Annotated in this window: 21 protein-coding genes and 2 tRNA genes; 9 read left to right on the top strand and 14 right to left on the bottom strand. The window is 59.7% G+C overall.

The features are described 5' to 3' along the window. Nucleotides 1-59 precede the first annotated feature (59 nt). A complete protein-coding gene (locus tag WIF35_RS16290) occupies nucleotides 60-1,220 on the top strand; it encodes a patatin-like phospholipase family protein (protein ID WP_412479268.1) in 1,161 nt (386 codons plus the stop codon). A gap of 10 nt (nucleotides 1,221-1,230) precedes the next feature. Here WIF35_RS16290 and WIF35_RS16285 read toward each other — a convergent pair. Further along, nucleotides 1,231-1,318, bottom strand: a tRNA-Ser gene (locus WIF35_RS16285). Nucleotides 1,319-1,442: 124 nt separating this feature from the next. Between WIF35_RS16285 and WIF35_RS16280 the strand changes: the two genes are divergently transcribed. After that, nucleotides 1,443-2,135: a Bax inhibitor-1/YccA family protein gene (locus tag WIF35_RS16280; protein WP_412479267.1), complete on the top strand. Its 693-nt coding sequence runs from the start codon at nucleotides 1,443-1,445 to the stop codon at nucleotides 2,133-2,135. 41 nt (nucleotides 2,136-2,176) lie between these two features. Here WIF35_RS16280 and rlmD read toward each other — a convergent pair whose 3' ends face one another. Further along, complete coding sequence (gene rlmD, locus WIF35_RS16275; RefSeq protein WP_412481255.1) at nucleotides 2,177-3,475, bottom strand: 23S rRNA (uracil(1939)-C(5))-methyltransferase RlmD; 1,299 nt, start codon at nucleotides 3,473-3,475, stop codon at nucleotides 2,177-2,179. 51 nt (nucleotides 3,476-3,526) lie between these two features. Here rlmD and WIF35_RS16270 point away from each other — a divergent pair, with 51 nt between their 5' ends. Further along, entirely contained in the window at nucleotides 3,527-4,003 is a 477-nt protein-coding gene (locus WIF35_RS16270; RefSeq protein WP_412479266.1) for a hypothetical protein, read from the top strand. Between the two features lie 133 nt (nucleotides 4,004-4,136). Beyond that, a complete protein-coding gene (locus WIF35_RS16265; protein ID WP_412479265.1) occupies nucleotides 4,137-4,412 on the top strand; it encodes a hypothetical protein in 276 nt (91 codons plus the stop codon). A 159-nt stretch (nucleotides 4,413-4,571) separates the two neighbouring features. On the opposite strand, the gene bamC is transcribed toward WIF35_RS16265, so the two are convergent. The 5 genes from bamC to WIF35_RS16240 form a co-directional block, all read right to left on the bottom strand. Continuing rightward, a complete protein-coding gene (gene bamC, locus WIF35_RS16260) occupies nucleotides 4,572-5,696 on the bottom strand; it encodes an outer membrane protein assembly factor BamC (protein WP_412479264.1) in 1,125 nt (374 codons plus the stop codon). 10 nt (nucleotides 5,697-5,706) lie between these two features. Next, nucleotides 5,707-6,585, bottom strand: coding sequence for a 4-hydroxy-tetrahydrodipicolinate synthase (gene dapA, locus WIF35_RS16255; RefSeq protein WP_412479263.1), 879 nt, complete (start codon nucleotides 6,583-6,585; stop codon nucleotides 5,707-5,709). Nucleotides 6,586-6,665: 80 nt separating this feature from the next. Next, the gene (gene tilS / locus WIF35_RS16250; RefSeq protein ID WP_412479262.1) at nucleotides 6,666-7,511 is read right to left on the bottom strand and encodes a tRNA lysidine(34) synthetase TilS; all 846 of its coding nucleotides are present in this window, start codon (nucleotides 7,509-7,511) and stop codon (nucleotides 6,666-6,668) included. Between the two features lie 91 nt (nucleotides 7,512-7,602). Continuing rightward, a complete protein-coding gene (locus tag WIF35_RS16245; RefSeq protein ID WP_412479261.1) occupies nucleotides 7,603-8,571 on the bottom strand; it encodes an acetyl-CoA carboxylase carboxyltransferase subunit alpha in 969 nt (322 codons plus the stop codon). Between the two features lie 59 nt (nucleotides 8,572-8,630). Then, complete coding sequence (locus WIF35_RS16240) at nucleotides 8,631-9,248, bottom strand: DNA-3-methyladenine glycosylase family protein (protein WP_412479260.1); 618 nt, start codon at nucleotides 9,246-9,248, stop codon at nucleotides 8,631-8,633. Between the two features lie 387 nt (nucleotides 9,249-9,635). On the opposite strand from WIF35_RS16240, the gene WIF35_RS16235 reads away from it, so the two are divergent. Further along, nucleotides 9,636-10,514 (top strand): EAL and HDOD domain-containing protein, encoded by an 879-nt coding sequence (locus tag WIF35_RS16235; RefSeq protein ID WP_412479259.1) that lies wholly within the window; start codon nucleotides 9,636-9,638, stop codon nucleotides 10,512-10,514. Here WIF35_RS16235 and WIF35_RS16230 read toward each other — a convergent pair. Next, nucleotides 10,511-11,152, bottom strand: a complete 642-nt coding sequence (locus tag WIF35_RS16230) for an MBL fold metallo-hydrolase (RefSeq protein ID WP_412479258.1) — start codon at nucleotides 11,150-11,152, stop codon at nucleotides 10,511-10,513. The genes WIF35_RS16235 and WIF35_RS16230 overlap by 4 nt on opposite strands. A 115-nt stretch (nucleotides 11,153-11,267) precedes the next feature. Between WIF35_RS16230 and WIF35_RS16225 the strand changes: the two genes are divergently transcribed. Beyond that, on the top strand, nucleotides 11,268-12,125 hold the full coding sequence (locus WIF35_RS16225) for an HDOD domain-containing protein (protein ID WP_412479257.1): 858 nt from the start codon (nucleotides 11,268-11,270) through the stop codon (nucleotides 12,123-12,125). 110 nt (nucleotides 12,126-12,235) lie between these two features. On the opposite strand, the gene WIF35_RS16220 is transcribed toward WIF35_RS16225, so the two are convergent. Further along, nucleotides 12,236-14,158, bottom strand: a complete 1,923-nt coding sequence (locus WIF35_RS16220) for an ATP-binding cassette domain-containing protein (RefSeq protein WP_412479256.1) — start codon at nucleotides 14,156-14,158, stop codon at nucleotides 12,236-12,238. 62 nt (nucleotides 14,159-14,220) lie between these two features. After that, entirely contained in the window at nucleotides 14,221-16,263 is a 2,043-nt protein-coding gene (locus WIF35_RS16215; RefSeq protein WP_412479255.1) for a methyl-accepting chemotaxis protein, read from the bottom strand. A gap of 114 nt (nucleotides 16,264-16,377) precedes the next feature. Between WIF35_RS16215 and WIF35_RS16210 the strand changes: the two genes are divergently transcribed. From WIF35_RS16210 to WIF35_RS16200, 3 genes are all read left to right on the top strand, one after another. Next, nucleotides 16,378-16,452, top strand: a tRNA-Arg gene (locus WIF35_RS16210). 5 nt (nucleotides 16,453-16,457) lie between these two features. Beyond that, a complete protein-coding gene (locus tag WIF35_RS16205) occupies nucleotides 16,458-17,234 on the top strand; it encodes a spermidine synthase (RefSeq protein WP_412479254.1) in 777 nt (258 codons plus the stop codon). A 150-nt stretch (nucleotides 17,235-17,384) separates the two neighbouring features. Then, complete coding sequence (locus tag WIF35_RS16200) at nucleotides 17,385-17,651, top strand: hypothetical protein (RefSeq protein ID WP_412479253.1); 267 nt, start codon at nucleotides 17,385-17,387, stop codon at nucleotides 17,649-17,651. A 131-nt stretch (nucleotides 17,652-17,782) separates the two neighbouring features. Here the strand turns inward: WIF35_RS16200 and WIF35_RS16195 are convergent, their stop codons facing one another. From WIF35_RS16195 to ntrB, 4 genes are all read right to left on the bottom strand, one after another. Next, nucleotides 17,783-18,448 (bottom strand): response regulator, encoded by a 666-nt coding sequence (locus WIF35_RS16195; protein ID WP_412479252.1) that lies wholly within the window; start codon nucleotides 18,446-18,448, stop codon nucleotides 17,783-17,785. Further along, a complete protein-coding gene (locus WIF35_RS16190; protein WP_412479251.1) occupies nucleotides 18,449-20,389 on the bottom strand; it encodes an ATP-binding protein in 1,941 nt (646 codons plus the stop codon). Nucleotides 20,390-20,535: 146 nt separating this feature from the next. Further along, nucleotides 20,536-21,336: an ABC transporter ATP-binding protein gene (locus WIF35_RS16185; RefSeq protein WP_412479250.1), complete on the bottom strand. Its 801-nt coding sequence runs from the start codon at nucleotides 21,334-21,336 to the stop codon at nucleotides 20,536-20,538. A gap of 12 nt (nucleotides 21,337-21,348) precedes the next feature. Beyond that, nucleotides 21,349-22,278: a nitrate ABC transporter permease gene (ntrB, locus tag WIF35_RS16180; protein WP_412479249.1), complete on the bottom strand. Its 930-nt coding sequence runs from the start codon at nucleotides 22,276-22,278 to the stop codon at nucleotides 21,349-21,351. Nucleotides 22,279-22,284: the final 6 nt, after the last annotated feature.

Here is a 22,284-nt window from a genome sequence, read left to right as displayed (position 1 = left end):
AGTCATAGTCCGGACGCCGCAAGAATCCGAGTCAGTCCGGCACAGGGGGGCTCGTCAAGGTGGCAACAACCAGTTCATCACCGTCGAAGACACGCCCGCTGACCGGCTTGGTACTGACCGGCGGCGGCGCCCGCGCTGCCTATCAGGTGGGTGTCCTGTTGGCGATTTCGAAGCTTTCCAGCAACCGACGCCACAATCCATTTCCGATTCTCTGCGGCACCTCGGCCGGCGCCATCAACGCCGCCAGCCTGGCCTGCCTAGCCGACAACTTCGGCAAGGCCGTTTCTCGCTTGGCCAACGTCTGGCGCAACATGCATGCGTCGCACATTTACCGTGCCGACCCGGCCGGCATCGCTACCTCCGGTGCGCGCTGGCTATCGCTGATGGCCTTCGGCTGGCTCATTCGTAACCAACCGCGCTCCCTGCTCGACAACTCCCCACTGCGGACCCTGCTCGAACATCATCTCGACTTCCCCGGCATCGAGCGCAGCATCGCCAGCGGTGCGCTACACGCGGTCAGTATCTCCGCATCGGGCTACGAATCCGGCGAAAACATCAGCTTTTTCCAGGCCCACCCTGGCACCCAGCCCTGGCAACGGGTCCAGCGCATCGGCATTCGCGCCCAGCTCGGCATCGACCACCTGCTGGCGTCCAGTGCCATCCCTTTCGTCTTCCCCGCCATGCGCATCCATCGCGAATACTTCGGCGACGGCTCGATGCGCCATTTGGCGCCGATCTCCCCGGCGATTCACCTCGGCGCCGAGAAAATTCTGATCATCGGCGCCGGACGCAAACACGAAACCCAGGAAAGACGCTCCGAGGGCGCCTATCCGTCGCTGGCGCAAATTGCCGGCCACGCACTGTCCAGCATCTTCCTGGACAGCCTGGCGGTCGATATCGAGCGCATGCAGCGCATCAATCGAACGCTCTCGGTCATTCCACCGGAGGTTCGTGCAACAGCCGGACTGCCGCTTAAACCGATCGACTCGCTGATCATTTCCCCATCGGAACGGCTCGATCGCATCGCAGCTGATCACGCCAAGGCTTTGCCGCGCTCGGTCAAACTCTTATTGGGAGGATTGGGTGCCATGAATCGGCGTGGCGGTGCGCTGACCAGCTACCTGTTGTTCGAGAAACCTTACACCCGCGCGCTGATCGACTTGGGCTATGCCGATACGCTCGCCCGCGACCGGGAGGTCGGTGACTTTCTCGAACTATAAGCGTAGGAATTGGCGGGGCCGGTGAGATTCGAACTCACGATGCCTTTCGGCACGCCGGTTTTCAAGACCGGTGCATTCAACCGCTCTGCCACAGCCCCGTGCGGCGCGCATCATATCACAGCCCAACCTTCCACCGCAGGAGCAGGGCTTCCAATGATTGAAACTTCTCTGGCCGTCCGCTAGTCTTACGCTTCAACTGAAACAGCAAAAGGAGTCTGCTGAATGACCACCAATTTCGAAATTGCCCGCCAAACCTCCGGCGATCTTGCTCAACAGCAGAATCGCGTACTGCGCAACACCTACATGCTGCTCGGCCTGTCCATGGTCCCGACGGCCATCGGCGCACTGGTCGGCATTCAACTGGGGTTCAGCTTCTTCGCCGGCAGCCCGCTGATCTCCTTCCTGCTCTTCCTGGGCATTTCCTGGGCTTTCATCTGGGGCATCGAAAAAAACTGCAACAGCGCGACGGGCGTCGGACTTTTGCTTGCCTTCACCTTCTTCATGGGACTGATGCTGTCTCGCATCCTGCAATTTGCCCTGGGCTTCTCCAACGGAGGCTCAATGATCGCCTTAGCCGGAGGAGGCACCGCTGCGATCTTCTTCACCCTCTCTTCCGTCGCCGCCGTCAGCAAACGCGACTTCAGCGGCATGGGTAAATTCCTCTTCGCTGGCCTGATCGTCGTCCTGCTAGCCTCCGTAGCCAACATCTTCTTCCAGATCCCAGCCCTGTCTCTCGCCATTGCCGCAGTCGTCGTCGTACTCTTTTCGTTCTACCTGCTCTACGATATCAGCCGTATCGTGCAGGGTGGCGAAACCAGCTATGTCAGCGCCACCCTCGCGGTCTATCTGGATCTGTACAACATCTTTGTCAGCCTGCTGCAACTGATCATGGCACTGACCGGCGAACGCGACTGATCGCTCCCCTTTCAGTAAAAAGGCGGCCAAGGCCGCCTTTTTCATTTCCGTTCGAATAGTGCAATCGATTCGACATGGGCCGTATGCGGGAACATATTGACCACGCCGGCCGATCTAAGCGTATACCCTTTGACCTGACAGAGCACCGCAGCATCGCGAGCCAGGGTCGCCGGATTGCAGGAAACATAGACGATTCGCCTTGGCGCCTCTGCCCCCAGGGCCTTGACCACCTCGATCGCCCCCTCGCGCGGCGGATCAATCAGCATTTTGTCGAAACGCCCAAGCCTGCCGAGAGACTCTTCAGTGCAATCGAAAAGATTGGCCACCCCAAACTCCACCTTTCCCGCCAAGCCGTTTCGCTGTGCACTTTCCTGGCCCCGCTTGACCAAGCCCGGGCTTCCTTCGATGCCGACAACCGTCGCACCGGAACGTGCAATCGGCAGCGTGAAATTACCCAAGCCACAAAACAGGTCTGCGATCCGTTCTCCGGGTTGTGGATCAAGCATTCGCAAGGCTCGCCCGACCAAGACCCGATTGACCGCGTGGTTCACCTGCGTGAAGTCGGTCGGTCGAAACTCGAAAGAAACATCGAACTCCGGCAAGGAATAAGTTAGCGCCGGCCCCGGCAACGGATAAAAGCGCTGCGCAGTATCCGGCCCTTTCGGTTGCAGGTAGATCACCACTTGATGACGATCGGCGAACTCCTTGACCAGTGTCTCGTCTTTCTTCGTCAGAGGCACCAGAATGCGCAAAACGAGCACCGTACACTCTTCCCCAACAGCGACTTCAACTTGCGGCAGACGATCGAAAATTGAGAGCGCACCGAAGAGTTCTCGCATGGGCATCAACAGATCGGATACGTGCGGCGGCAGAATCGGGCAAGTACGGATATCGGCAATGTAGCTGCTCCTCCGTTCATGGAAGCCGACCAGCATGCCACCTTTGTTCGGCACGTTGCGAACACCGAGACGAGCTTTGTGGCGATAACCCCAGGCTTCGCCGTGGATCGGAGGCAACATGGTTTCCGGGCGTACCCGACCGATATGCCACAAGCTGTCTTCAAGAATGCGCTGCTTCACTGCCACCTGGGTGGACGGCTCCAGGTGCTGCATCGCACACCCCCCGCAAATGTTGAAATGGGGACAACTCGGCTCGACCCGAGCATTGGACGGCTTGATCACCTCAACCAGATGAGCCAGCTCGTAATTTGGCTTGCGGCGAAAGCTGGCATATTCGACAGTCTCGCCCGGCAGAGCACCATCGACAAAGATGGCCTTGCCTTCCTGACGGGCAATTCCTCTCGCCTCATGATCCAATGACTCTATGATCCCGATCGGCACGCTCGTCTCCGAAAAAAGCGCGAATTCTATCAATCGGTTACACTAAGCGCCATGTCTCGCGAACTGATCACCTCCTGGGCTGACTACCAGTTGGCCATAGACCGCCTGCTGGCGATGGCCGAGCACTCGATCCGCATTTATGACGAGGATTTGCTCGCCATGAAGCTCGACACCCCTGCGCGGATTGATGAACTGAAACGACTCCTGCATTCAGGCCAACGCGATGCGCTTCATATTGCGGTGCGCAATGCCGAACCACTACGCCATCAGCACCCGCGCCTCGCCAATCTCTTTTCGACTTACACACACCAAATTTCGGCGCAGCAAACACCCGATCAACTGGCCCATTTGCGCGATGCGATGCTATTGGTGGACGGTCGGCACGCTCTGATCCGCTTCGACCGCGACCAAGCACGCAGCAAGTTGCTGATCGATGAAGCTGACGAAATCCACCCCTATGCGAACCGCTTTGCGGAAATCTGGGCTGAAGGCGGGGAACCAGCAACGGGATCTACACTCGGCCTGTAATATTCCGTTACCATTGCGCAGCGCACCAATACGTCGTCAATCAACGAAACAGTGCTATACTTACAGTCTGATCAGGTAGCTCCTGATCTCCGATAATTCAGATTTTATTGGTTCTTGTCGATAAGGAAATCCCATGAACAAGTCTATTCTCGTTGCTGCCCTGCTCGCCGTTGCTCTGACCGCTTGCGGTAAGAAGGAAGAACCGGCTGCCGCCGCCCCGGCTCCGGCCCCGGCTCAACCGGCCGCTATGTCTGGCATGGAAGCCAAGCCGGCTGAGCAAGCTGGCATGGCCGGCATGCAAGGCATGGAAGCCAAGCCGGCTGAGCAAGCTGGTATGGCTGGCATGCAAGGCATGGAAGCCAAGCCGGCTGAACAAGCTGGTATGGCTGGCATGGAAGCCAAGAAGTAATCAGGCTTCGCCGCAACGAAAAACGGGGCTTCGGCCCCGTTTTTTTGTGCACCTGATTTTGTTGCGCTTGTAAAAGCTGCACACATCGATCCCATCGAGCAACAAGTAAACAAAAAAATCCCGGCATTCGCCGGGATTTTCTACTAGCAGACCAAGCTATTACTGAAGCTGCTGCAGCAATAGGTTAAGGATGCGCTTGGCAGTTTCGGACCTGTCGGTACCACCTTCACTGGTCAAAACCTGGACAGCGCTTTGCCCACCAGCATCACTCACGTGGATACGGTACTGAACTTGCGCGCTAGCCGGTGCCGAAGTGCTCTTCCAGAAGGCCAGCTTGGACATCCAGCCTTCGTCCTTCTTGCGATTATCCACTTCCGGATCGACATAGCGGACGAAATACAGCCCTCGCGAACGATCCCTGTCCTCAACGGTGAACCCGACACGATCCAGGGCCAAGCCTACACGCCGCCAGGCACGATCAAAACGCTCGTAGACATCCAACTTGCCGCCATCCGCCGCCGCCAGTTTGGCCTTGGGTTCAGCCTTGACCACTGCCGCCAGGGACGCTTCCGCGCGCTTTTCGTCGGCACCAAGTCGAACCATTAGGCGCCGCAGCATTTCGGCTTCCAGTTCCGGATCGGCCGGACGCGGCTGCCAGCGCGTATCGTCCTTTGCCGAGGAAGTATAAACCTCCTCCATCCCACGATGACTGATATAGATATCCGTCGTACCCGGCTCTGCGCCTGGTTCGAAACGTGTGCGGAATTTATCCCGCTCACCGGTCGAATAAAGCGTATCCAAAAGCTTACCCAAAGTACTGCGGATCAAGTCATCGGGAATTTTTGCCCTGTTTTCAGCCCAATCAGTTTCCATCACCCCCGCATCCGGGCGCTCGACCGAGATAATGAAGCCCAACTCCTGCCAGAACTCCTTGACGTTATCCCAAAGCTTATCCGGAGGTACTGCAACAACCAACCAGCGCTGACTACCTGAGCGCTCAACACGAATTTTATCGACTTGCGGTAGAACGGTCGAATTCTGCGTTTGATTAGTTACAGATCGATCCGCGCTATAGGCAGAAAATGTCGCACTCCCCTTCCCTCCGGTATCGGGGACAGAATACCGCTCATCCCGTGAAACCTGAGACAAATCGGGAGGAATCTCCAAGGTTGGCGCCCTGCCAGCCGACTTGTAGTCGATCTTGCGCGACTCGGGCATAACACTGCACCCCGCCGCAGCGACGGCAAACAAGGTCAGCACCAAGCCAGACAGACGACGATTCATATGCATCTCCTCAGCTGACCAGACCGGCTTGTTGCAGAGCAGCAAGCACTCGTGCTTGAGCCGCGTCAGACAAGGTCGTCAAAGGCAAACGAATACCGCTCGGCATCAGGCCGAGCTTGTGCACCGCCCACTTGACTGGAATGGGATTGGCTTCGCAGAACAGGTCACGATGCAAACCCAGCAACTTGAAATGGATTTCGCGGGCCTTGGCAAGATTGCCTTCGGCTGCGGCAACGCACATTTCATGCATCATCCGCGGAGCAACGTTTGCCGTCACCGAGATATTGCCGTGAAAGCCCATCATGATGGTCGACACACAAGTCATGTCGTCGCCGCTATACAGTGCAAAATCCTTCGGTGCCCTGGCGATCAAATCGCAGGCACGATCGAAATTACCCGTCGCATCCTTGACGCCAACGATTCCCGGCACCTGCGCTAGACGCAGGATCGTGTCGTTGGACATATCGGCCACCGTGCGGCCAGGCACGTTATAAAGCAACATCGGCAGATCGACCGCCTCGGCAATGGCCTTGAAGTGACGATACAACCCTTCCTGCGTCGGCTTGTTGTAGTAGGGAACTACAGAAAGCGCCATATCGGCGCCAGCCTTCTTGGCAAATTCGGTCAATTCGATGGCTTCCGCCGTCGAGTTCGCTCCCGTTCCTGCAATGATTGGAATCCGGCCTGCGGCGTGCTCCACCGTCACCTTGATCAGTTCGCAATGCTCTTCGAGATTGACCGTCGGCGACTCACCGGTGGTACCAACGACGACGATCGCGTCCGTACCTTCCCGTACATGAAAGTCGACCAGGTTGCGTAGCGAGCCGAAATCGAGACTCCCATCCTCATGCATGGGGGTGACGATGGCAACAATGGATCCAGTAATCATGACCTAATTCAGAGAAAATGATCTGAGGATTGTAACTGAAGGCCCTGTACCGCGGAATGCTGGTCGGTAACAGAATGTATTTATTTTGGCCTCCAAGTCAGCCGACCTTGTGCAACACGCATTTCTCCGTCAGGCAGCAGCAACGCCGGATGCCTATCTGGTGCCGCCTGCCGCAACTGCCTGACGAATTCGGCAAGTCTTGGCGCATCAGGGGTTCGCCAGCCAAGCTGGCGCAGGCGGAAGCGCAGCATATTCTTGATCCGCTCAGTCGAGAGTTGGCGCAATTGCTTTATTTGAACTTCATCGCCAAGTGCCACATGCGTCCAATCCTGTGCCGCCAACTCGTCGAGCAAGGCTGACGCCTCGGCAAAGTTTTCGGCAGCCTGAGCGAGACCCGACTCGGCACCAGGAAATCGAGCCGCCAGCGTCGGCAGGATTTCATGCCGCAAAAAATTGCGGCTGAAAGAAATATCTGCATTGCTCTCATCGTCCACCCAGCTCAACCCATATTCCTCGGCGTAAGCTTCGATTTCGGCTCGCGAGACCGAAAGCAAGGGGCGCAGGATGCGCTTTCCTAGATATTTGCGCTCGACGGGTATTGCCGCAACACCGACCACACCGGCACCGCGCAGCAAATTGAAGAGCAGGGTTTCCGCCTGATCACCCCGGTGTTGGGCCAACAAAAGAAAATCGGCATCACATTGAGCAAAGGCCGCATAACGGGCCCGGCGAGCGGCAGCCTCAAGGCCCTCACCGCCGGCGCGGTCGACTGCGACGTGACGCACGCAAAGCGGAACATCAAGTCCGCTACAGAAGGCCACGCAATGCGCTTGCCAAGCATCTGCATTGAGCGAGAGACCGTGATGCACATGGATAGCCGAAAGTTGAGCCGAGAAGCGGCTCTTGGCAAGCAGATGCAAGAGCACGACGGAATCACAACCACCGGACAAGCCAACACAAAGTCGGCTATTAGGAGTGACGCGTCCGGCCAGAAACGCGTCAACCCGGCTCGACAAATCAGGCGACTGCTTGTTCCTTGTAGCGGCCATAGCTCATCAGCCGCTCGTAGCGCGCTTCAAGAAGCTCCGCTGTCGACAGGTCAGACAGCTGCTTGAGCGCATCCTGCAGCGCCTTTTTCAGGTTCTGCGCCATCGCTACATGGTCGCGGTGCGCGCCGCCCATCGGCTCGTTGACGATACGGTCGACCAGCCCGAGCGTCTTCAGACGCTGCGCAGTAATGCCCATGGTTTCGGCAGCTTCCGGTGCCTTTTCAGCACTCTTCCACAGAATGGAAGCACAGCCTTCGGGCGAGATGACGGAGTAGGTCGAATATTGCAGCATCTGCACCACGTCGCCGACGGCGATGGCCAATGCGCCACCGGAACCGCCCTCACCAATGATGGTGACGATCACCGGCACCTTGAGTTCGGCCATGACATAGAGGTTGCGCCCGATCGCTTCCGACTGGCCACGCTCCTCCGCGTCGATGCCGGGATAGGCTCCTGGCGTGTCGACGAAGGTCATCACAGGCAGGCCGAACTTCTCGGCCAGCTTCATCAAGCGCAATGCCTTGCGATAGCCTTCCGGACGCGGCATACCGAAATTGCGATAAATCTTTTCCTTGGTATCGCGACCTTTCTGATGCCCGATCACGACAACCGGCTGGCCGTTGAAGCGAGCCAGTCCACCGACGATGGCGTGATCGTCGGCAAAGGCGCGATCGCCATGCAGCTCTTCGAAATCGGTAAAGATCAGTGAAATGTAATCGAGCGTATACGGCCGTTGCGGATGGCGCGCCACCTGGGAAATCTGCCAGGGCGACAGCTTGCCGTAGATATCCTTGGTCAACTGCGTGCTCTTCTGCTCCAGACGCTCGATTTCCTCGGAGATATCGACGGCGGAATCATCCTGCACAAAGCGCAGCTCTTCAATCTTTGCTTCGAGGTCCGCAATGGACTGCTCGAAGTCGAGAAAACTAGTTTTCATGGACAACTCGTTTCTTAAACTGGCGCGCATTTTAACCCAAAGGGCGGCAAGCCGCCGTCTCAGTACTCAACTGGAACCGGATCGAGGCTGCGCCAGAGATACCAGGTCGCCACGGTACGCCACGGCTGCCAGCGTTTGGCGAATTCAGCCAACTGTCGCGGCGGTTGCTTTTCCCCCTCGAAATAATGCTCGCGAACGGCACGCTGTACACCAAGATCATCGACGGGAAAGATATCCGGCCGCATCTGATTGAAGATCAGGAACATTTCAGCCGTCCACCGACCAATGCCGCGCACGGCACAGAGCTCCTGGATCAGCGTTTCATCGTCGAGACCGTGCCATTCAGCGGGGTTCAATTGGCCGCCGGAAAAATGCCGCGCCAGATCGCAGAGATACTCGATCTTGCGCTGCGACAAGCCGCAACCCGCAAGCCCCACCTTGCCCAAACGGACAACACTGTTCGGCTCAACTGTTCCGACTACCGCAACAAAACGCCCCCACACCGCATCGGCCGCCTTGACCGAGATCTGCTGCCCAACGATCGAACGGGCCAGGGTGGAGAAGGGATCGCCGCGAGAAACCAGCGACAGTCCCGAATATTTTTCGATAAGGGCAGCCATCACCGGATCGCTACGGGAGAGGTCTTGCGTTGCCGATTGCCAATAGTCGGGAGCCATGGTTAGCGATTATAGGACGCAAGTCAGTATTGATCGGAATCAGAACAGGCATTCCAGTAAATGCTAAAATTCGCAATGAAAACAAATTGAATCATCATGCATAGAACAGCATATTTTTTGCACCCGTTGCTGGGAGCAGACGACGGATGGCATGCTTTCCTCGTCGAATCGACTTCAGAAGATGCAGCATCCGATCTCTTCGAACCGTTGACGCGCGCCTTGCAGCGGAATGAGTTCGACCATCGCCAACCTTGGTTTATCCCTGCGGGCTGCGTGATACTCGACGCTGCATGGGGGCAACCATTTATTCCCACATTTGCAGCCACCCCTGCAAATAGTGAAATTGCTCGGTTAGCCGAGTTGGAAGCTGGTCTGCGCCAAGGCAAAGTGAAATTAGGACTGGTCGCTTCGACGGGAAAAGGCCTGCCGGGCAGTGGCGAGTGGGACTATCTGATGATTGCTAGCAGTCATGCCCGCAGCCTGCCGCCATTCACCTTGCTCGGCATGGCGACACGCACCGCCGTGGTGATGACCGATCTGCACAATGCCCAGGAACGGCAGTGGGCCTTGACCAATGGCTGCACGATGACGACCGGCGAATTTCTCGTCATCCCCAACGGTGACAGCAAGCCGGCCGACACCTCGCGCCTTCGTCTGCTGGAATTACTCGGCCTGGTTGCGGCCGATGCCGAAACCAGTGAACTGGAGGCGATCCTGCGCCAGGAGGCGAAGCTCTCCTACAGCCTGCTTCGTCTGGTCAATTCGGCGGCCATTGCGCCGCGTACCGCGATCACGAGCTTCGGCCAGGCGATCAACCTGCTTGGCCGCCGCCAGCTTCAGCGCTGGCTGCAATTACTGGTCTATGCCGATTCCGAACATGGGCACCACCCCAGCCCTCTGCTGCAGAAAGCTGCCAGCCGCGGCCGGCTCATGGAGCTCCTGGCCGCTCGATTCCCCGAGCTCGCGGAGCTGCCCGACATTGGCGACACAGCCTTCATGATTGGCGCTTTTTCGCTGCTGAACGTCCTGCTCAACATGCGCATGGCGGATATTCTCGAACACCTGCCCTTGCCGGAAATCGCCCACACTGCGCTGGGCGCGCGCAGCGGTGTACTGGGCCAACTGCTCGAAGCGATCGATCTGGCCGACCGCCGCGAATTGGGCAAGGCGGCCGACATGCTGGCCAATCTGGAAATTGACGGTACCACCTTCCTCGATGCCCAACTCGGCGCCCTGAGCTGGGCCGGGAAAATTCGCGCCGCTTAACCGAAACGGCCGCTCAGGAAGGGGTTGTACTGGCGCTCCTCGCCAAAGTTGGACATCGGGCCGTGGCCGGGAATGAATTCCACGTCGTCGCCGAGCGGGAACAGGCGCTCCTTGATGGAACGGATCAGCGTGGCATGATCGCCGCGCGGAAAATCGGTGCGGCCGATCGAGCCTTGAAACAGTACATCGCCAACCTGGGCCAGACGACTCGGTGCGTGGAAGAAAACGACATGGCCCGGCGTATGGCCGGGACAATGCAGCACCGATAGCTCGATCTCACCGAAGCTGACGGTATCGCCGTCGTGCAGCCAGCGATCCGGCACAAAACCCTGCACATTCGGGAAGCCAAACATGCGGCTCTGCTGCTGCATGCCATCGATCCAGAAGCGATCCTCTTCATGCGGTCCCTCGATGGGCACACCGGTACGTTCGGCCAAGGCCGCCACACCACCGGCGTGGTCGATGTGACCATGGGTCACCAGGATTTTCGCCAGTGTCAGCCCCTCGCTTTCCAGTGCCTTCAGGATTCGCTCGATATCGCCCCCCGGATCGATCACCGCCGCCTGACGGGTTTTCTCGCACCAGAAGATGGTGCAGTTCTGTTCAAAGGGTGTAACGGGAACGATGGAATAACGCATGGCGACGATCGAAAAGGTTGAACCGCCGCCATTATCGCATGCAGCGGCCTTGCCCCTGGCGCCGCCCCCCCTTAAACTCCCGGCCATCGGGGGGAACACCCCAGAGGGGACTTTAATGCTCGATCACGCCTTGCCGGATATCGAATCCTGGGTTCTGCTGTTCAACAGCAACAGCCTGCCCGTGCTGCGCATCACCAAGCGGCGGATCGACGAAATGCGCGCCAACATGGACCGCGTCGATGCCCGCGAGCTGGCCCGCGTGATCCTGCAGGACCCGATCATGACCGTGCGCGTGCTGGCCTACATCCAGCCCTTCCGCGGCCGCGCCCTGCAGCACGACATCACGACTATCGCCAGCGCCGTCATGATGGCCGGCATCGAACCCTTCTTCCGGCGTTTCGAGGAGTTGTTCACGGTCGAGGACCAGATGAAGGACGGCGGCACGCCCGCACTGCTCGGCGTCCTGCAGATCATCCGCCGCGCCCAGCGCGCTGCCGACTACGCCCAGGAGTGGGCCCGGTGGCGCCACGACATCAACATGGAAGAAGTGCGCATCGCCGCCCTGCTGCACGACCTGGCGGAAATCCTGATCTGGTGCTCCGCACCAAAAATCGGCCTAGCGGTCCAGGAACAGATGAAGAACGAACCCGGTCTGCGCGGCGTCGATGCGCAGAAGCGCATCATTGGTTTCCCGTATCTCGATGTCCAACGCGAGCTGTGCCGCGTCTGGCACCTGCCGGAACTGCTGCAAACGCTGATCGATGACGACAACGCCGCCCAGCCGCGCGTACGCAACGTCACGCTGGCCGTCCGCCTGGCCCGCCATTCGGCACATGGCTGGGACGATCCGGCCCTGCCCGACGACTATGCCGAAATCGGCCAGTTGCTCAACATCACGCCAGAAGCGGTCCGCCAGCGCCTTGGTCTCGAACCGATGCCGGCCCGCGAAGCCGACGGCGAACAACTGTCGTAAGCCAAATTTCGCTCTGATCGGCGGACTGCTGCGGTGCACTGCCTGAAAAGGCAAAAAACCAAACCGCATCCCGGGATGCCGAGCCGGCCGCGTCACTCCGCCAAGTCAGCTCAGCCCTGATTGGCGGCCCGCGACTCCAGCGCTTCCCAACGCTCCAGCAAGACCAGCAACTCGTCGTCGATCGCCGCCAGGCGTTCGGCGGCCTGCTGCGCCGCCGCCGGGTCGGTCTGGTAGAGCGCCGGATCTTCCAGCTTGGCGGTCAGCGCGGCCTGCTCGGCCTCCAGATCGGCGATCTTGCCGGGCAAGGCTTCGAGTTCGCGTTGCTCCTTCCAGCTCAACTTGTCGCCCTTCGGCTTGGCCGGTTCGACCGGCTTGGCCGCGGGTTTCGACTCGGCCTTCGGTTTCTCTGCTTCCTTCGGGACACTGGCTTTGTAAGCCGCCCAATCGCTATAACCGCCGGCATATTCCTTCCACACCCCATCGCCTTCGGCAGCGATGGTCTGCGTCACGACGTTGTCGAGGAAAGTCCGGTCGTGGCTGACCAGAAAAAGCGTTCCCTCATAGTCCTGCAACAGCTGTTCGAGCAACTCCAGCGTTTCGATGTCGAGATCGTTGGTCGGCTCGTCGAGCACCAGCACGTTGGCCGGCTTGGCAAACAGGCGGGCCAGCAACAAGCGGTTGCGCTCACCGCCGGACAGAGAACTGACCGGCGAACGCGCCCGCTCCGGCGCGAAGAGAAAGTCTTCAAGGTAGCCGATGACATGCTTGCGCGCGCCGCCGATCTCGACGTAATCCGAGCCCGGCGAAATCACGTCGGCCAGGGTCGCGTTCGGATCGAGTTGGGTACGGAACTGGTCGAAGTAGGCGATTTCCATCTTCGTGCCTTGGCGCACCGTGCCGGAATCCGGCGTCAACTCGCCGAGGATCAAACGCAACAAGGTGGTCTTGCCGGCCCCGTTCGGACCGATCAGGCCGATCTTGTCGCCGCGCTGGATGCGCGTGGAGAAATCCTTCACCACGTCGCGATGGCCGAAGCGCTTGCCGACATGCAGCAGCTCGGCGACCAGCTTCCCACTCTTGTCGCCGGCATCGAGTTGCAGATGAACCTTGCCCATGCGCTCGCGCCGCGCCTGCCGCTCGGCGCGCAAACGATCCAGGCGCTGGACGCGGAAGACTGCGCGCGTACGCCGTGCCTCGACGCCCTTGCGAATCCACACCTCCTCTTCCTTCAGCAGCTTGTCGGCACGCGCATTGGCCAGCGCCTCTTCGTGCAGCATCGCTTCCTTGCGCTGCTGGTACTGCGTGAAATTGCCGGGGAAGCTTGCCAGCTTGCCGCGGTCGAGCTCGACGATGCGCGTGCACACGCGATCCAGAAAGGAACGGTCATGGGTGATGAAGAGCAGCGTCACGCCCGTCTCGATCAGCATGTTCTCCAGCCACTCGATGGCGCCGATATCGAGGTGGTTGGTCGGCTCGTCGAGCAACAGCACCTCCGGTGCCACGGCCAAGGCCTGCGCCAGGGCCAGCCGTTTCTTCTGCCCGCCGGACAAGCTGCCGACGCGCGCCTCGGGGTCGAGGCCGAAGCGGGCGATCACCCGCTCGGCCTGCGCCTCGTAGGCCCAGGCCCCGCGCGCTTCCAGTTCGTGCTGCAGCTTGTCCATGCGCGCCAGCAGCACCTCGTGATCGGCATCGCCGTCGGACAAGCGATGCGACACCTCGTGGTATTCGGCCAGTAGCTGCGAGGTCTCGCCCATGCCGGAAACCACCGCCTGGAACACCGAGGACTCCGCATCAAAGGGCGGCTCCTGCGGCACGTAGCCGACGCGGATACCGGGTTGCACCCAGACCTCGCCATCATCCAGCCGTCCCTTACCGCTACCGGCCGCCATCGCCGCCAACAGCGACGACTTGCCGGTCCCGTTGCGGCCGATCAGCGCGACGCGCTCGCCCGGATCGAGCTGGAATTCGGCATGATCGAGAAGCGGCACATGGCCGTAGGCAAGGCAGGCGTCGTTGAGTTTGAGATAAGGCATATCGGCAAATAAAAACGGCGCCCCGCTGGGCGCCGCGTTGGGAATGTACGGATTTTAGCCGCTCAGGTCCTAAAGCGCGAAAGCTGAGCCTGCAATTCGGCCGCCAAACGCTGCAGATTCTGCGCCCGTTCCGCATTCTGCGAGGCTCGCGCGTTGCTGCCTTCCGCCGCCTGGGCGATGTTTTCGACCAGACGGGCGATTTCCTGGCTGGCCGCGCTCTGCTCGCGCGTCGAGTCGGCGATATCGTGCACGACATCGACCGTTTCCTGCGTGCGTTGATCGATCGTTCCCAGCGACTCCCCGGCACCTTGCGCCAGCGACACGCTCGCGCTCATGTTGCCGCTGACCGCCCGCATGCGCTCGACCGCCCCAGCAGTCTCCTGCAGAATCGCCCCGACCGTGGTCGAAATTTCCTGGGTCGACAAGGAGGTCCGCTCGGCCAGCTTGCGCACCTCGTCCGCCACGACCGCGAAACCTCGTCCCTGCTCACCGGCTCTTGCTGCCTCGATGGCCGCATTCAAGGCCAGCAGATTGGTCTGCTCGGCGATTTCGCGGATGACGCCGACCACGCTGGAGATCTGCTTGGAACGCTCACCCAGCGATTCGATCAACGCGGCCGACTCGGTAATGTCACCGGCCACCCGCTCGAGTTCCGCCATCGCCTGACCGACCACCTCGCGGCCACCGACCGTCTCGGTCTTCGCCTCTTCGGAAATTTGCGCCGCGTGCATCGCGTTGTCGGCCACATGTGTAATGCTGACCGACAGTTCTTCGACCGAGGCTGCGATGCCACTTGCCGACTGCGAAGCCTGCGCCGAACTTTCGAGAGCCCGCCGGGCCGCTTCCTGCAATTCGTTGGCGGCGACCCCGACCTGCTGCGAAGTCGTCGACACCCCCTGCACCAGCCCCCGCATTCCCTCGGCCATCAAATTGAAGGCATGGGCAATGGCATGGACTTCGTTACGGCTGGAAGCGTCGGCATCCTGCATCACCGCACGCAGGTCGCCCGAACTCACGCGCGCAGCTTCCTGTACCAACTGCGCCAAGCCTTTCAGACGGGAATTGACCACCCAATAGATGACGACAGCCAGCACCGCACCCGACACAAGGCTGATGATCAACAGCAGGTTACGTAAGGCCTGACTCTCTTCGAGATACTCGTCCAGCCAACTACCGGTTGCCACCGTCCATCCCCAGGCCGACGACGTGGCAGCGACAACGATTTTCTCGCGCTCCACGCCTTTTTCGTCGGCTAGCTCATAGCGGATCATGCCATTCTGCTTGCGCAACACCTCGAGAATCGCGTTCTTGGTTGCAGCCGGAATATCGAGTTCGGCCACAGTTTTTTCCTGAAACTTCGGATGGAGAACAAACTCACCGATCGTTTTCTCGTCGGTCGGTCTGATGATGTAGACATAGCCCGTCTTGCCGGCCACGACGTTACCGAATTGACTGCGGATTCGTTTCAGTTCGCCATCGAGAGCGATACGCACGGAAACCGCCCCCCACACCTTGCCGTCGGCGCCCTTCAAGACCTTGACGGTGCTGAAGTTGTACTTGCCACCACGGATTGCCAGTCCCTGGTAGTCCTGCCCGGCCAACACGGATTTGGCCACTGCATCGCCATCGGCCAAGGGAACGCCATTCATCGACTTGCCTTCCTTGTCCTTCAGCAGCGTACTCAGGCGATAAACCTTATTGTCCTTGACCGCCAGGAATGCCGCTTCATCCCCCGTCAAGTCGCGGAAGGATTTCAGCAGCCTCTCGTTGGCATTCAACACCTCGGCACCAATACGAACGACAGGCAGGTCGACCTCTCCGACGCGCTGGATGCCCTGGCCCAACTCTGGTTTGCCCCCCGCAAAACGCAGAAAGAAATTGGACTGAGCCTCGCCGCGAACCTTGACGGCATCAAACAGCGAATCGAGCATGCCCGCCATCAACTTGGCCTCATGCTCGAGGTTATGTTCGGCCACGGCGAGTGCGGCGCGATTCGAGTTGCGCTGCACGATCAATGTCATGACAGAAAAGACGACGATCAACGCGAGAATGGTGATGACAATCAGTTGTTGCGCGACTGGACGACGCTGGAATTGTGCGAGCATATCTCTCTCCGAATTATTTTTTTATATTTGCCAATTTAGCATATTTTCAGATAAGGCAACCTACCCTAATGGGTTATCCCCCGTTACAATGCGCGCCTGCCGACAAGCATGTTCGCCTCCATAGTTAAATGGATATAACACGCCCCTCCTAAGGGCGAATTGGTGGTTCGATTCCACCTGGGGGCGCCAAGACCGTGAAATCCCCTGAATTCATCCCCTGCCACGACGTCGATATCAGCGAAGAAGACGGCATCCGTTACCTGCATTTCGGCTCCGACTGGGTGCAGGGCGCCATGCGGATCGCCCGCCCGTGGTCACTGGAACTGGCTTATACCCGCGAGATGATGGCCGGGCTGTTGCTGCGCCAGGCGGCCAAATGGCCGCGCCGGGCACTGCTGGTCGGCCTTGGTGCCGGTTCGCTGGCCAAGTTCATTTATCGCTACCTACCCGATTGCCGGATCACGGTGGTCGAGATCAATCCGCAGGTGGAATTCGTCGCCCGCCAGTATTTCAAGCTGCCCTACGATCCGCCGCGACTCGACGTGGCGATTGGATGCGGTGCCGACTACATGCTTTCCGGCAAACGCCAGTTCGACTACATCCTGGTCGATGGCTTCGACCCCGACGCCAACGCTGGCGTGCTTGACACCCTGCCGTTCTACCAGGCCTGCCGCGCCCGTCTGAGCGACGACGGCCTGCTCGCCGTCAACCTGCTGGGCCGCAACAAGGGCTTCAAGGGCAGCGTCGAGCGCCTGAAGCAGGCATTCGATGGCCGGGCGGCAGTCTTTCCTTCGTGCGACAGCGGCAACACCATCGCCTTTGCCACCGGCGGCCAGCCGGTCGACGTCAGTCTGGATGCGATGCGCGAACGCGCCACGGCGATCAAGAAGGATTTCCGCCTCGATCTGCTGCCGACAATCAGCCGCCTGCAACTTGCCTATCCCTTGCCGGAAGGGTGTTTACGCATCTAGTTGGTGCATTTTCTTGCGTTTTGGCCGTGGTCTTCCTATAAAGAAAGTGATCCTCCACCCATAACGATCACAAGGCGGACATAACAATCAATAGCGAAAAACCGGAGATCAGCCGGTGTGATTGTCCATTTGCCGAAATTGGAGGAGCCAATGTTGTCTATTCAGGACGTTCTCGACTATTGCGATCTCGACCGCGGCGAAATCGAAGCCGTGGCAGAGCACGAACATCTCCCGATGACTGTTGCAGCCGAAATGGGCGAATCGCTGTTATGTACGCCCGAAGGCGTCTTTCGCCTGCACGCCATGATCATCGAAAACATGCAGCAAGCCCTGGAGGCTGGCCACTACGAACACGTCAAGGAATTGGCGCAGACCTACGAACACTTGCAGCGGACACATCCGCTGCCCATGCATTGAGTTGATCCTCCTCCCCTGAGGACTGGCCGGCCACATGCCGGCACGAGGCCTCGGTCGCAACGACCGGGGCCTCTTCCTTTGCTTTTTGGCCCAAAATGGCAGTGCACCGCAGCAATGTGCTGCGGCTGGCCTCAGTTGCCGCGCTGCTGCCCGAACCCGTGCTCGACGGCGTAAAGCGCCACTTGCACCCGGCTCGTCATGTTCAGTTTCTTGAAGATGTTCTGCACATGAATCTTTACCGTACTCTCGGCCAGATCAAGCTTGCGGGCGATTTCCTTGTTGCTCTCGCCCAGCGCCAGGCATTCGAGAATGTCGCGCTCGCGCGGCGAGAACTTGTCGCGATCCGGCATGGCCGATTCGGCCTTGGGTGGATTGCGCACGCCCTGAATCAACTTGGCCGTCATCTGTTGCGACACCACCGACTCGCCCTGGGCGGCACGCCGAATGGCATCGACCAAGGTATCCGTCTCGATATTCTTCAGTAAGTACCCACTCGCCCCCGAACGCAAGGCATCCATCAAATCCTGCGCATCTTCCGACACGGTCAGCATCAACACGCGGACTTCCGGCATTTCCTCGGCGATAACCTTGACCGCCTCCAGCCCCGAGACGCCCGGCATGTGCAGGTCAAGCAGGGCTACATCCGGTTTCAGCGAACGGACCCGCTTGATGCCCTCCAGCCCGTCGCCCGCCTCGCCAACCACCTCGAAGTCCTCGTTACGCTGCAGTAGCGACTTGATGCCGCTACGGAACAGGGTGTGGTCGTCGACCAACAGAACACGGATTTTTTCGCTCATTTAGCTTGTCTCCCTCGTTTCCCTCGGCAGTTTGAAGACGACTCGCGTCCCTTCGCCTGGCTTTGATGCAATGTTCCACTCGCCACCGATCCGGTGGGCACGTTCGCGCATGATTTTCAGACCGACGTGGCGATCTGACAATAATTTCGGCTCGGTTTCCGGATCGAAGCCCTGACCGTTGTCTTCAACGACGATTTCGAGATTGCCGCGCACCCGACTCACGGTAATTCGAACGCGAGTGGCCGAAGCATGCTTGCGGATATTGGACAAGGACTCCTGCACGATATGCATGATCTGAATTTCGTCGGTCGACTGCAGCGGTGGCGCGCTGCCGATGCGGTCGAATTCCGTTTCGATACCGGTCTGTCCCTCGAATTTCTCCAGCGCCGCATTGATCGCCGCGTCGAGATCGGCCTGGTCCATGCGCGTGCGGAAATGCACCAGCAATTCGCGCACGTCGTCGTAGCTTTCCTGCACGCCTTCCCGCAACTGGCCAGCGGTCTGCATGGCCTCTTCCAGACGGTTCTTCTTCAGGGAATCCTGCAGCAACTGCACCTGAATGTTCAGGAAAGCCAGCCCCTGGGCAATCGAATCGTGCAACTCCTGGGCCAGCAGATTGCGCTCTTCCGAAATGGCCAATTCCTTCTCGCGCGACTTCAGGCGCTGGTTCTCGATGGCGACGCCCAAATGGTGTCCGAGCGTATCGAGCAGGCGCATCTCCTGATCCGAAATCGCCTGCGGTCGGCGGAAGTAGATGTTGAAGACGCCCAGTTGCTGACGGTCGTACACGATGCTGAAGGCTGTGGCGGTCCCGAAGCCCTCACGAATACAGGTGCGCAGCTTCATGCCGGCCGGCGGATGCGCCGTATCGAAAGCCGCCGGCAAACCGCTCTGCACCACTTCGCCGCACAGACACTCGCCGCAGTTCAGTTCGGCTTCACGAGCGATGAACTCCTCGGACAAACCATCCGATGTCATCAAATGCAACTTCTGCGTAATCGGTTCGTACAGGCGCACAGCACCGGCATCAGCGCCGAGCGCCGACTTGATCTGCTCGAGGAAACCCGAGCATAAGTCATCCAGCGGCGCCGGCTCGCTGAGGAAGGCCGTTACCGAATACAGGATGCTCAGTTCGCGGTTGCGCTCGGCCAGACGGCGTGTCTCGGCCTCGACGCGCTCTTCCAGCGTGCCATAGACGTTTTGCAGGTGTTCGGCCATCTGGTTGAAACCGTGCGCCAGATTGCCCAGTTCATCGTCGCTGCGGACCGGCACGCGCACCGTCAGATCGTTGGCACTCATCCGGCGCATGCCGGCGTGCAGCTTGCCGACCGGCACAATGATCAGGCTGACGAAAAAGCGGATCAGGATGAAGGTACCCAGCACGGCCATCACGACCAGCACCGCCTGCACGGTGCGCAGCAGGTTGGTGTCGCTGGCGTAGCTGTTCTCCATCGCCAGCACCAGGTCGTCGATCCGGCCAACGAAGGGTTCAAGCTCGTTATCGAAGCTATCCAGGGCCATGGCCCGCTGCTGCGTATTGCCGACGAGATAGTCGCGCACCAGTGGCCGGATGAACTCGCCCCAGGTCTGCTCGACTTCCCACAGGCGCTTTTGCACATCGGGATTGCGCGGCGCCGCCAAGGGTCGTGCCGGATCGCCCAGCTGCAAATCGCGCAGCACCTTGTCGAAGCGCTTCAGTTCCTCTTCGATGGCGCGCATCAGCGTTTCGCCGGGGGCTTGGCTCTCCAGGCCCCGGGCCATCAGATGGCCGATGCGGTAGGTCCGCATGCGCTGGCTGCCGCCGTCGTTGATCGCTGCGGCAACGCCTTCCAACTGCCAGGAAATGACCAGCGTCAGACCGATCGCCGTGGTGGCGATGATCAGAAAAACCATCAACATGCCGACGATTTTGCGGGAAAGCTTGCCGGGCTTGGCGAACATCTACGGGGTATCCATCAACAAAGTGCCCAACCATAGTCGGCCATACGCCGACTGGCAAGAACCTGCATCAAAAAAAAGCCCGCCGGTATAACGCGGCGGGCGAAAAGTCGCTAATGGAGAGAGCAGCGACGATGGATACCAAAAACTTAAGCAGCTTCCTTCTCGACATGCGCCTGCTTTTCGTACAGGAACTCCAGCACGGCGGCGCGGCAGTCGATGTAGGCCGGATCGTGCGCCAGGGTCAGGCGATCGCGCGGGCGCGGCAGCTTGACTTCGAGCACTTCGCCGATGGTGGCAGCCGGGCCGTTGGTCATCATGACGATCTTGTCGGAGAGCAGCACGGCCTCGTCGACGTCGTGGGTGACCATGACGACGGTGGCCTGCGTCTTTTCGCAGATCTTCATCAGCTCGTCCTGCAGCTTGGCGCGGGTCAGCGCATCCAGAGCACCGAAAGGTTCGTCCATCAGCAGCACCTTCGGTTCCATAGACAGGGCGCGGGCAATGCCGACGCGCTGCTTCATGCCGCCGGAGATTTCATGCGGATACTTGTGCGCCGCATGGGCCAGGCCGACCAGTTCGATGGCTGCCTGAGTGCGCGCCTTCAGCTTCGGCTTCCCTTCCTTGGCGCTGAACACACGCTCGACCGCCAGATAGATGTTCTCGAAGCAGGTCAGCCAGGGCAACAGGCTGTGGTTCTGGAAGACCACCGCCCGTTCCGGACCCGGGCCGGCGATTTCGCGGCCATCGCACAGCAAGGCGCCGGAAGTCGGCTTGGTCAGGCCGGCGATCAGGTTGAGCAAGGTCGATTTGCCGCAACCCGAGTGACCGATCAGGGCCACGAACTCACCCTTGGCGATGTTGAGATTGATTTCGCGCAGGGCGACGAACTTGCCTTTCTTGGTGTCGAAAGTCTGACCGACGCCTTCGATGCTGACGAACTTTTCCATGATGACGGCTCCTTACGACGATTCTTTGGTCAGTTTCTTGGCCAGCAGGATCAGCGCCTGTTCGAGGATCAGGCCGACGATACCGATGACGAAGATGGCGATGATGATGTGCTCGACCTTCAGGTTGTTCCATTCGTCCCACACCCAGAAGCCGATGCCGACACCACCGGTGAGCATTTCAGCGGCGACGATGACCAGCCAAGCGGTGCCGATGGAGAGGCGGATACCCGTCAGCATGTAGGGCAGCACGGCCGGGAAGAGAATCTTAGTGACGATCTTCCACTCGGAGAGTGCCAGCACGCGGGCGACGTTCAGGTAGTCCTGCGGCACGCGCTGCACACCTTGGGCGGTGTTCATGATCATCGGCCAGATGGAGCAGATGAAGATGGTGTAGGTGGCAGCCGGATCAGCCTTCTTGAAGACCAGCAGACCGATCGGCAGCCAGGCCAGCGGCGATACCGGACGCAGCAGGCTGATGATCGGATTGACCATGGCCGACAGGAAGGCCGAGCGGCCTAGGATGAAGCCGAGCGGAATGCCGACCAGTGCCGCGAAGCCGAAGCCGATGGCGACGCGCTGCAGCGAGGACAGCACGTTCCAGCCGATCCCCTGGTCGTTCGGGCCGTTGCGGTAGAACGGGTCGGAAAAGAGCGCCACTGCGGCATCCCAGACTTGGGAAGGGCCGGGGATGGAGCCGCCCTTGTGGGTGGCAACGTGCCAGATGCCAATCAGCACCATCATGCCGAGGATGGGCGGCAGAATGGCGCGACCGAAGGCCGCCAGCTTTTCGCCGATCGGCACACCGCTCGGAGCGGGAAGAGTTTTTTCCATTTTCGATTCCTTGACCGGCTCTGCCGCAGGCGCGGCGACCGATTTGCTGGTTGTGCTGCGGTGCACTGCCGTTTCCGGGCAAAAATCACCGTTCATCGTCGTTGCGTTCATGTCGTT

Source organism: Azonexus sp. IMCC34839 (genome assembly GCF_047047955.1).
In the GTDB taxonomy this organism is placed as follows: domain Bacteria; phylum Pseudomonadota; class Gammaproteobacteria; order Burkholderiales; family Rhodocyclaceae; genus Azonexus.
The sequence above is the reverse complement of the archived record's forward strand: the minus strand, read 5'-3'. Positions and strand labels throughout refer to the sequence as shown.